This window comes from Flavivirga rizhaonensis (assembly GCF_004791695.1).
In the GTDB taxonomy this organism is placed as follows: domain Bacteria; phylum Bacteroidota; class Bacteroidia; order Flavobacteriales; family Flavobacteriaceae; genus Flavivirga; species Flavivirga rizhaonensis.
Window position 1 is genome coordinate 48,864 of the sequence record NZ_SRSO01000029.1, and the last position, 10,802, is coordinate 59,665.

Consider the following 10,802-nt stretch of genomic DNA (forward strand, 5'->3'; position numbering starts at 1 on the left):
ATTTTAGGTTTTAACCTTAACTATTACTAATAAAAATACGATATAAAATTTGTCTCTAACGGATAAATACTTATCTTAAAGGGATTTATTTGAATAAAAACCCTCACATTTATGGAGAATAGTGTATTTTTGAGGTACTATTCTTACAGGACAGACTCTTATGCAATAGGTGGACTTGTATAATATGATGCCCCAATCGTGGATTTTATCTTTTGAATGATATGGTGTATTCCTGCTAATCCATAGATTTTGCCTTTAAGTAGAGCAATGTGATAAAAGTTATTGTGTTCCTTTTATATGGTTTATCTCTATGCCTAAAACAAGTAGTTTATGAAATGTTGGTAATTGAGCGCCGCTTTCTGTAGTCGTCCAATCACTCCATGAGGCTTCAAGGCCTTCTATAGGCAATATAGATGTCCACATTTTGCAGGCTGTAGGTTTACCTGTATTATCAAGCAACCATAAGTAAGAATCTCCGGGTGTAGATCCACCAGTGGTATAAGTAATCAAAAGAGCGTCGTCTCCATTTTCAAGTTTTACAAGTCTACGTTCTGTACCTTTGTCAAAAACTTTATAAGGAGCTACTAACCAAAACGAATCGTTGTTAAAGAAATCGAAGGCTTTAGCTATCAACTCCTTACCCATTTCATTTTCGGTTTTAAAACTGTGTATAAAAGCTTTACTTTGGCTATGATCATTTAAATCTAAATTTACTTTGAATTCTTTCCAATAAACTTCACAGGTGTTTTTGGATCTATCCCATTCATAATGATGCCTTTTTTTAAATGTCCATTCAATGTAATTCGTTTTTTTAAAGGCATCGTAGTCTAAAGCTTCAAGCATTTTATAAGCTAAAGCATCGGCTTCTTCTCCTTGAATACCATTTGGTAAATCTTCATTGAATTTAAAGAATAAAAAACCAAAGAATAATAAACTGGGTAAGGTGAGAAATACAACGATCCCAGATATTATTTTTAATATTTTTTTTGATTTCTTAGTCATAAAACTTACTTGTAGTTTTTCTGAATTAGAAGCCTAAATTATTAAATACTATTATCTTAGTAAAAGAAAAACTTTAAAAACCGACGGCTGCATCATCACCTCGATGATCTGCACCACCCTCTAACAATTCATCGTCTAAAACAAGTATTCCATCGACCTTGCCAATTACAGGAGAATCTTTTTCGTTTATGGTATATCCTAATTTTTCAAGTTGAAAAATTAACGTAGTATCAAATGAATTCGGTTCCATTCTAATTTCATCGGGTAACCATTGGTGATGAAAACGAGGTGCGTTTACAGCCTCTTGCATGGTCATATTATATTCGTGTACATTGAGGATGGTTTGTAAAACAGACGTTATTATGGTAGATCCACCTGGAGTTCCAAGTGTCATAAAAAGTTTCCCGTTTTTTTCAACAATAGTAGGTGTCATAGCACTTAGCATGCGTTTTTCTGGCAGTATACTATTGGCATCACCTCCTATAAGTCCAAACATATTAGGAATTCCGGGCTTGCTGCTAAAATCATCCATTTCATTGTTTAAAAAGAAGCCTAAATCTGAGCAGTATAGTTTTGAGCCATAGGCGCCATTGATGGTTGTGGTTACGGATACAGCATTCCCAAACGGATCAACAATGGAGTAGTGAGTTGTTTCGTTGCTTTCAACTACTTGCACATTGCCATGGGATACGTCGCTAGATACCGTAGCTTTTTCGAAAGAAAAAGTGCTCATTCTATCGTTTAAATAGGTTTTGCTAATTAATGTTTCACCAGGAATGTTAACAAAATCTGGGTCGCCTAAATAAAAGCTTCTATCTGCATACGCGCGACGTTCTGCTTCTGTAATAACTTGAATGGATTTAACTGAATTATGTCCAAAATTGTCTAAATCATACGGTTCAATCATGGTCATTATTTGTGCTAAACAAACACCACCACTAGAGGGCGGAGACATAGAAATAATTTTTAAGTCATCGTACATAAATGTAGTAGGTGTACGCCATTTAACGGTGTATTTTGCTAAATCTTCTTCAGTCAAAATACCACCGTTTTCTTGAATAAAATTCACCAACCTTTTGGCGGTTTCTCCTTTGTAAAATTCATTTTTTCCATGATCTAAAATCCGCTCTAATGTTTTTGCAAGCGCAGGATATTTTATGGTGTCTCCCATTTTCCATACTTTGTTAAATAGGATGGAATCTTTATTAGCTTTTAAAAAAAAAGGTTGATATCTTTTTATTTTTGCTTCTTGTTTTTTTGTGACTACCACACCTTTATAAGCTAAGTTAATAGATGGTTTTATAATATCTTCTATAGGTAAACTGCCAAATTTTTCATGAACAGCAAAAATGCCGGCTACAGATCCAGGTACGCCTACCGACATGGCTCCTAAGGTGCTTTTTTCAGGTATAACATTGCCATTTTTATCCAGGTACATATCTTTTGTAGCAGCTAAGGGTGCTTTTTCTCTATAATCTAATGATCCAATGTCTCCGTTTGCTTTTCTGTAAACCATAAACCCGCCACCTCCTATGTTTCCAGCATATGGATAAGCAACCGCTAAAGCTAATTGCATAGCTGCCATAGCATCAAATGCATTGCCTCCTTTTTTAAGAATGTCATTACCAATTATTGATGCTTCTACTCTTGCAGAAACTGCCATGGCATTTTTAGTGATTAAGCCTGTATTTCTAGTTTCTATAGGGTTTTTACAAGAAACATAAAGATTGAAAAATAAGAGAGTATACAGTAAGCGTTTCATAATTTATGCTTTGTTTAATTCTTTGAGTTTTTGTTTAGAAAAGGTGATCAATTCATTAAAAAATGCTGTAAACTCATCTTCAAATTCTTTATAAAATTCTTTAAGCTCAACAATGGCTTCATTCATTCCAGACCTGTTTTTAGTTCTTCTGTTCATACCATCTAAAACTCTAGAGATACCACGGATGGAAGCATAGCTTAGCAGCCAATTATCGGCCATCATGTATGGCATTATTTTTTGTATTCGCAAAGGAAGTACGTTATAGTGTTCTTCTAAAGAATCATAAAAAGCACTTACATATTCGTCTAAAGGAACTGTACTATATTTGCTCCAGTTTTTAGCGAGAAAATGGTCGTACAGAATGTCTACAATAACCCCTGAGTAATGTCCGTATTTTTCGTGTAATCTTTTTGTACTCAATCTAACAGTCTTATGAGCGTCTGTATAAGTATCTATATTTCGATGTAATAAAATGCCAGTTTGAATGTCTTTGGAGTACTTTTTATAGTCTTTTCCTTTAATGCTATCTGCAATGAAATTACCAATAGTAACTAAATCATTTTCTCCCGAAAGATAAATATGTGCTAAGTAGTTCATTTGTGAAATTTACGAATTCAAATTTTAGAATGGTATTTTAACTTTAAAATTATTCCATTTATCATTTTTTAGGTTTAATTAAAATACAAGCTAAAAAAAATATGTAGGTTTGCTAAAATTTTGAAAAATAATAACATGACACTTATAAAATCAATTTCGGGAATTAGAGGAACTATTGGTGGTCAAGTAGGTGAAAACCTTACACCTATAGACGCTGTTAAATTTGCAGGAGCTTATGGTGCTTGGCTAAAACAGAATAGAGAAAAAGAAAATTATCGTGTAGTTGTTGGTAGAGATGCTCGTATTTCTGGTAAAATGATTCAGAACTTAGTAATGAATACATTGGTAGGTATGGGAATTCATGTTATTGATTTAGGGCTTTCTACAACACCGACAGTAGAAGTTGCGGTGCCTATGGAACATGCAGATGGCGGAATTATATTAACAGCAAGCCATAATCCAAAACAATGGAACGCTTTAAAGTTATTAAACGAAAAAGGAGAGTTTCTGGATGCTGTTGAAGGTGCTAAAATTTTAGATATAGCAGAAAGCGATAATATGAGTTTTGCAGATGTTGATAGTTTAGGAAAAATAACAAAAAACAAAGCCTATATAGATTTACATATTATTGAGGTTTTAGATTTGCCATTAGTAACAGTAAAGCCCATCGAACAAGCACGTTTTAGAGTTGTGGTAGATGGTGTGAATTCAACGGGCGGTATAGCAATTCCATTACTTTTAGAACGATTAGGTGTAGATGTTATAAAATTATATTGTGAGCCTAATGGGGAGTTTCCTCATAATCCAGAGCCTTTAAAAGAACATTTAACAGATCTTTCTGCTGCGGTAAAAAAACATGGTGCTGATTTTGGAATTGTAGTAGATCCAGATGTGGATCGTTTGGCTTTTATGGATGAAAATGGAGAGATGTTTGGAGAGGAGTATACTTTAGTAGCTTGTGCGGATTACGTATTAAGCAGAACACCAGGAAATACTGTTAGTAATATGAGTTCAACAAGAGCATTGCGTGATGTAACTGAAAAATATGGTGGTACATATGAAGCAAGTGCAGTAGGAGAGGTGAACGTTGTAAAGCTTATGAAAAAGAACAACGTAGTAATTGGTGGAGAAGGCAATGGAGGAATTATTTATCCAGAGTCTCATTATGGTCGCGATGCATTGGTGGGAGTTGCTTTGTTTTTAAGTTTACTAGCCGATAAAAATATAAGCGTTAGTGAGCTTAGAAAGACATATCCTAACTATTTTATGAGTAAGAAGAAGATTCAATTAACACCAGGTTTAGATGTTGATGGTATTTTAAACACCATAGAAAACCGTTACAAAAATGAACAATTAACGACTATAGATGGTGTGAAAATAGATTTTTCTGAAAGCTGGGTTCACCTTCGTAAAAGTAATACAGAGCCTATTGTTAGAATTTATACTGAGGCAAAATCACAATCTGAAGCAGACACTTTAGCTGATAAATTTATTGAAGAAATTGGAGACATTGCCAAAGCATAATTGTCTTTAGATGGTGATTTTAAGAATAATTAAAAACGAATGAGGGGGCTAAAAAGTGTCATTCAGAACGTAGTGAAGAATCTCTTGAAAATTGAATACTTATTTATCTCAGTGTTGAGATTTTTCGACTGCGCTCAAAATGACAAGATTAACACTTTTTAAACACTCTCGTTGGTTTTATGCTTCCAGCGTTTATGAGTCCAGAAATAATATTCAGGAGCTTCATGAATTTGCTTTTCTACTTCTTTAAGAAACATGTCTGTTAATTCGTAATTTTTATACTTATTAGAGTCTTCTGCAAGTGTTATAATTTCGGCTTCATAAAACCCTCGTTTTACTTTGTTTACTTTTAAGTAAGCAGTAGATAAATCTAATTTTTTTGCTAAGCGTTCTGCACCGGTAAAGCATGGTGTATTAATCCCCATAAATTTGCTCCAGTATACCTCTTTAGTTAGTTTAGGTGATTGATCACTTAAAAAACCCGTAATGCTTTTAATACCTTCAGACTCGTTTTGGTTTATAATATTTATAATTTCTTTAGTACTAATAAGCGTTGTGTTAAATTTAGATCGAATGTCTCTAATCAACTTATCAAAATGAGGGTTTGCCAATTTTTTATAAACCGCTAAACCTTTAAAGTTTATATAATTTTGAAGCACTATTGACCACTCCCAACTAGCATAATGGCCGAAAATTAAAATAATACTTTTATTTAAAGACTCTAAGCGTTTAAACTCTTCTGGATTCGTTATTTTAAAGCGTTTTTTTAGTTCTTTATCAGAAATAGACATGGTTTTTGCCATTTCTAAAAACATATCACATAGATGTTTGTAGAATTTTTTTCTGATAGTAGCAATTTCTTTATCCGCTTTATTAGGGAAAACAAGTTTTAAATTATTAGAGACCACCTTTTTTCTGTAGCCTACTATGTGATAAAGCAAAATGTATAATCCATCCGAAACTAGATACAATAATTTAAAAGGAAGTCTAGAGATACTCCATAAAAAAGGATAAACAATAATATAAATTAGAAATTGCATTAATTAATTTTAGATTTGTAGCGGCAAATATATGCTAAATAGATTTTAAACGTTTACACAAATGGGCAAATTAGACTTAGTTACCATAATTATAATAGCTGCAAATATCATCATATCTTATAAAGGTTTTGGTGATTACAGTTTTTTTGATAAGTATAAATTTCATGTAGGAGGCGTACAAAGAGGAGAACAAATTAGAATGTTTAGTTCTGGTTTTTTACACGTAGATACACAGCATTTGTTATTTAATATGCTTACTCTATATTTCTTTGCAGGAGTGGTTATTACGCTTTTAAGTCCACTATATTTTATTTTAATTTACGGGGGCAGTTTATTAGTAGGTAGCTTATTATCACTGTATTTTCATAGAAATGAGTATCACTATAGTGCTGTTGGTGCTAGTGGTGCCGTTACAGGAGTTTTATACGCTGCTATTTTATTACGACCAGAAATGGACTTGTACATGTTTTTTATTCCATTTCCAATACCAGCATATATTTTTGGGATAGGCTATTTATTATACTCTATTTATGGAATGAAAAACAGAATAGGTAATATAGGACATGATGCACATTTTGGTGGTGCTATAGGAGGTTATGCCATTACTTTGGTATTATCGCCTGGGTTGTTTAAAACCAATTTACTTATGATTGGTTTGTTGGCAATACCTATAGTTTTATTATTTATTTTAAAGAAAATGGGGAAGATGTAAGTGTGGGGGTTCTGTCGTTAAATTTCTATTCATAGAAGTAGTATTTGTCTATGTTAATTTTGTTTGCGAGTTATAAAATCATCTTTACATTTTTTAGAGGCAGTATTGTCTACCAAACGCGAATCTCATTATTTAACAATTCAAACTTTCTGTTGAAATTAAAAATATTTAACTGTATTATATACTGTGGCATAGCTATTGAATTTATAGTAGTAATGCGTATCTTTATTTTATGCTTAAGTATTTGATATTCATTGATTTAATTTTTTGTAAAATAAATATAATAAATGATCGATTCTGTTTTAATGACAGATTGACCTAAATATATACATGAAGAAATCTAATTTTATAGCCCTTGACAGTTTGTCATTACAGGAATTTGATGAAAACTCAGAATTAATTCCTTTAATGACACCAGAAGATGAAGAAGCCATCAATAATGAGGAATTACCAGAAACGCTCCCTATATTATCATTGCGGAATACAGTATTGTTTCCTGGAGTTGTTATCCCTATTACAGCAGGCAGAGACAAATCAATTAAACTAATAAATGATGCTAATAAAGGCGGAAAAGTTATTGGTGTAGTATCACAAAAAGATGAGTCTATAGAAAACCCAACCGCGAAAGATATTAATGAAACAGGTACAGTTGCTAGAATTCTACGTGTTTTAAAAATGCCAGATGGAAACGTAACGGTTATTATACAAGGAAAAAAACGCTTTAGAGTGGCAGAGGTTCTTACTGAAGAACCATACATGAATGCAACTATTAGAGACTTAGCAGAGGCAAAACCAACGGTTGATAATGAAGAGTTTTCGGCAATTATTGATTCTATAAAAGATCTGGCATTGGAAATTATTAAGGAAAGTCCAAACATTCCCAGTGAAGCTTCTTTCGCGATAAAGAATATAGAAAGCAATTCATTTTTAATAAACTTCGTGTCTTCTAACATGAATCTTTCGGTAGCTGAAAAGCAGTCACTTTTAGAAATGGATGATCTTAAAAAACGTGCTTTGGCTACACTTAAATTCATGAATGTTGAGTTTCAAAAATTAGAACTTAAGAACGATATTCAGTCTAAAGTTCAAATGGATATGAGCCAGCAGCAACGGGAGTATTTCTTGCATCAACAAATGAAAACCATTCAAGAAGAATTGGGAGGCGTAAGCCACGATGAAGAGCTTGAAGAAATGAAGTTACGAGCCAGCGAAAAGCAATGGGATGAGCAAGTAGCAAAACATTTCGATAAAGAAATAGCTAAAATGCAACGTATGAATCCGCAGGTTGCAGAATACTCTATACAGCGTAATTATTTAGAGTTGTTCTTAGATTTACCCTGGAATGAGTTTAGTACTGATAAATTCGATTTAAAACATGCTAAAAAGGTTCTAGACAGAGATCATTTTGGATTAGAAGACGTAAAAAGAAGAATCATAGAATATCTAGCGGTATTAAAATTGCGTAATGATATGAAATCACCTATTTTATGTCTATACGGACCTCCAGGAGTAGGTAAAACCTCGCTTGGTAAGTCTATAGCAGAAGCTTTAGGGAGAGAGTATGTGCGTATTTCGTTAGGAGGTTTACGTGATGAAGCAGAAATTAGAGGGCATCGTAAAACCTATATTGGAGCTATGCCTGGGCGTATTATCCAAAGTTTGAAGAAAGCTGGGACATCTAACCCTGTTTTTGTTTTAGATGAAATAGACAAACTATCCAATTCGCATCAAGGAGATCCATCATCGGCTATGCTTGAGGTTTTAGACCCAGAGCAAAATAGCGAGTTCTATGATAATTTTTTGGAAATGGGATACGACCTTTCTAAAGTTATGTTTATAGCGACATCAAATAGTTTGTCTACCATTCAGCCAGCATTACGTGATCGTATGGAGATTATTAATGTAACAGGATATACTATTGAAGAAAAGGTAGAAATAGCTAAACGTCACTTATTACCCAAGCAATTAAAAGAGCATGGATTATCAGCTGATCATTTGAAGATTGGTAAAGCCCAATTAGAAAAAATTGTAGAGGGTTATACACGTGAATCGGGTGTTCGTGGTTTAGAAAAGCAAATTGCAAAAATGGTACGCTATGCGGCCAAAAATATTGCAATGGAAGAAGATTATAATGTTAAAGTGTCTAATGAGAATGTTGTTGAGGTTTTAGGAGGTGCTAAGTTAGAACGTGATAAATATGAAAACAATAATGTAGCGGGGGTGGTAACTGGATTGGCATGGACACGAGTTGGTGGCGATATTCTGTTTATTGAATCTATTTTGTCTAAAGGAAAAGGAACACTTTCTATTACTGGAAATTTAGGTAAAGTGATGAAAGAATCTGCAACCATTGCTATGGAGTATATCAAATCTAATGCAGATCATTTTGGAATAGATACTGTTGTCTTTGATAATTATAATGTGCACATTCACGTACCAGAAGGAGCAACGCCAAAAGACGGACCAAGTGCCGGAGTTACCATGCTAACCTCTTTAGTGTCATTATTCACACAAAGAAAGGTAAAGAAAAGTCTAGCAATGACAGGAGAAATTACACTTCGCGGAAAAGTACTTCCGGTTGGAGGCATTAAAGAAAAGATACTAGCGGCTAAACGCGCACGGATAAAAGAGATTTTATTATGTGAAGAGAATAGGCGAGATATAGAAGAAATAAAAGCAGATTACTTAAAAGGACTAACATTTCATTATGTAACCGATATGAGTGATGTTATTAAAATAGCACTTACAAACCAAAAGGTAAAGAATGCTAAAAAGCTTTAAAAAGACATAAAAAAAGGACCTCGATTTATTTCGAGGTTTTTTTTATGGTTTAAAATAAAAGATACCTGCTGCCGTTTTAAGATAGATTTACTTACTTTGTGTCGTAAATATGCTAAAGAAAATTATCACTTTTTTTTATTTGTCTTGTAGTTCGCTTGTTATTGCTCAAGTTGGGGGAGAGACAACCTATCAATTTCTTAATTTGATATCTTCACCACGACAAGCAGCATTAGGAGGTAAGATATTGACTAATGTTGATTACGATGTTACCCAAGGACTTTTTAATCCAGCAACTATTAATATTGATATGGATAATCAGTTAGCTGTAAATTATACAAGTTATTTGGGAGGTATAAGTTATGGTACAGCTTCTTATGCATATACTGTAGATAGACGTACTCAAACATTTCATGCTGGAGTTACCTATATAAATTACGGATCGTTTGATGGTTATGATGAAAATGGTAACAGTACGGGAACATTTACAGGTAATGAAGCCGCTCTTTCCGTGGGATATGCACTTCAAATTGGTTATTCCGATTTTTATTTTGGAGCTAATCTCAAGTTTATTAGTTCAAAATTAGAACAATATAATTCATTTGGTATAGCTGCAGATTTAGGTTTGATTTATATTAATGAAGACTTGGATTTTAATGCTGCAATAGCTGTTAGAAACTTAGGGACACAAATAACTACCTATGCTGGGCTTAATGAACGCCTTCCATTTGAAGTTGATTTTGGAATGTCACAACGATTAGAAAATGTACCAATTCGTTGGCATGTTACTTTAGAAAATTTACAAGAATGGCCAATAGCTAGACCTAATCCTGCACGATCGGTTAGCGATTTAGGAGGTAATCAAACAGATGAAAAAGTTGGGTTTTTAGGTCAAGTAATTAGACATGCTATTATTGGTGCAGAAATATTTCCGGAAGGAGGTTTTAATATAAGACTTGGTTATAATTTTCGGAGAGGTGAAGAACTACGTATTGTAGATCAACGTAATTTTTCAGGCTTATCTGCCGGAATCTCTATTAAAATGAATAAAATGCGCTTTAGCTATACACATGCTAAGTATACCAGTGCTGCTAATTCAAACTTTTTTGGATTGCAAATAGATTTACAATAATAAGTATTTAAAGAGACTGAAGTTATAAGTACTTAAAGTAAGTCTATTTTAATCGAAAAGAATTCCCCGAGACAACGCCTCGGCGTTTCCGTTAAAATTGTCATTCCCGTGAAAACGCACTGCTGTCGGGAATAAATTTATTGAAAAAAGGCATATTGGTATTTAATTTTATTTTGTTGTCGTTTTCTAATTCTATTTTGATAATCCATTCTGTTTTTGACAGGTACAAACATTAAGGAACTGAGCTTTTCAACA

General features: G+C 33.3%; 8 protein-coding genes. 4 read left to right on the forward strand and 4 right to left on the reverse strand.

The window, feature by feature from the left end; translation table 11 throughout:
• Positions 1 to 279 precede the first annotated feature (279 nt).
• From EM932_RS17310 to EM932_RS17320, 3 genes are all read right to left on the reverse strand, one after another.
• Positions 280 to 1,002 carry a hypothetical protein gene (locus tag EM932_RS17310; RefSeq protein WP_135878466.1) on the reverse strand — a complete coding sequence of 241 codons (723 nt, stop codon included), beginning with the start codon at positions 1,000 to 1,002 and terminating at the stop codon, positions 280 to 282.
• Between the two features lie 73 nt (positions 1,003 to 1,075).
• On the reverse strand, positions 1,076 to 2,764 hold the full coding sequence (gene ggt, locus EM932_RS17315; protein WP_135878467.1) for a gamma-glutamyltransferase: 1,689 nt from the start codon (positions 2,762 to 2,764) through the stop codon (positions 1,076 to 1,078).
• A gap of 3 nt (positions 2,765 to 2,767) precedes the next feature.
• Positions 2,768 to 3,361, reverse strand: a complete 594-nt coding sequence (locus EM932_RS17320) for an acyl carrier protein phosphodiesterase (RefSeq protein ID WP_135878468.1) — start codon at positions 3,359 to 3,361, stop codon at positions 2,768 to 2,770.
• 135 nt (positions 3,362 to 3,496) lie between these two features.
• Here EM932_RS17320 and glmM point away from each other — a divergent pair, with 135 nt between their 5' ends.
• Complete coding sequence (gene glmM / locus EM932_RS17325) at positions 3,497 to 4,885, forward strand: phosphoglucosamine mutase (RefSeq protein WP_135878469.1); 1,389 nt, start codon at positions 3,497 to 3,499, stop codon at positions 4,883 to 4,885.
• Positions 4,886 to 5,043: 158 nt separating this feature from the next.
• Here the strand turns inward: glmM and EM932_RS17330 are convergent, their stop codons facing one another.
• On the reverse strand, positions 5,044 to 5,925 hold the full coding sequence (locus tag EM932_RS17330) for a lysophospholipid acyltransferase family protein (protein WP_135878470.1): 882 nt from the start codon (positions 5,923 to 5,925) through the stop codon (positions 5,044 to 5,046).
• Between the two features lie 61 nt (positions 5,926 to 5,986).
• Here EM932_RS17330 and EM932_RS17335 point away from each other — a divergent pair, with 61 nt between their 5' ends.
• The 3 genes from EM932_RS17335 (at position 5,987) to porQ (ending at position 10,547) form a co-directional block, all read left to right on the forward strand.
• Entirely contained in the window at positions 5,987 to 6,637 is a 651-nt protein-coding gene (locus EM932_RS17335) for a rhomboid family intramembrane serine protease (RefSeq protein ID WP_135878471.1), read from the forward strand.
• Positions 6,638 to 6,967: 330 nt separating this feature from the next.
• The gene (gene lon / locus EM932_RS17340; protein WP_135878472.1) at positions 6,968 to 9,418 is read left to right on the forward strand and encodes an endopeptidase La; all 2,451 of its coding nucleotides are present in this window, start codon (positions 6,968 to 6,970) and stop codon (positions 9,416 to 9,418) included.
• 109 nt (positions 9,419 to 9,527) lie between these two features.
• Positions 9,528 to 10,547, forward strand: a complete 1,020-nt coding sequence (porQ, locus tag EM932_RS17345) for a type IX secretion system protein PorQ (protein WP_135878473.1) — start codon at positions 9,528 to 9,530, stop codon at positions 10,545 to 10,547.
• Positions 10,548 to 10,802 lie beyond the last annotated feature (255 nt).

What these genes read in the sequence shown, in the direction of transcription:
- EM932_RS17310 (WP_135878466.1), bottom strand. Translation starts at nt 1,002, where the DNA reads ATGACTAAGAAATCAAAAAAAATATTAAAAATAATATCTGGGATCGTT.
- ggt (WP_135878467.1), bottom strand. Translation starts at nt 2,764, where the DNA reads ATGAAACGCTTACTGTATACTCTCTTATTTTTCAATCTTTATGTTTCT.
- EM932_RS17320 (WP_135878468.1), bottom strand. Translation starts at nt 3,361, where the DNA reads ATGAACTACTTAGCACATATTTATCTTTCGGGAGAAAATGATTTAGTT.
- glmM (WP_135878469.1), top strand. Translation starts at nt 3,497, where the DNA reads ATGACACTTATAAAATCAATTTCGGGAATTAGAGGAACTATTGGTGGT.
- EM932_RS17330 (WP_135878470.1), bottom strand. Translation starts at nt 5,925, where the DNA reads ATGCAATTTCTAATTTATATTATTGTTTATCCTTTTTTATGGAGTATC.
- EM932_RS17335 (WP_135878471.1), top strand. Translation starts at nt 5,987, where the DNA reads ATGGGCAAATTAGACTTAGTTACCATAATTATAATAGCTGCAAATATC.
- lon (WP_135878472.1), top strand. Translation starts at nt 6,968, where the DNA reads ATGAAGAAATCTAATTTTATAGCCCTTGACAGTTTGTCATTACAGGAA.
- porQ (WP_135878473.1), top strand. Translation starts at nt 9,528, where the DNA reads ATGCTAAAGAAAATTATCACTTTTTTTTATTTGTCTTGTAGTTCGCTT.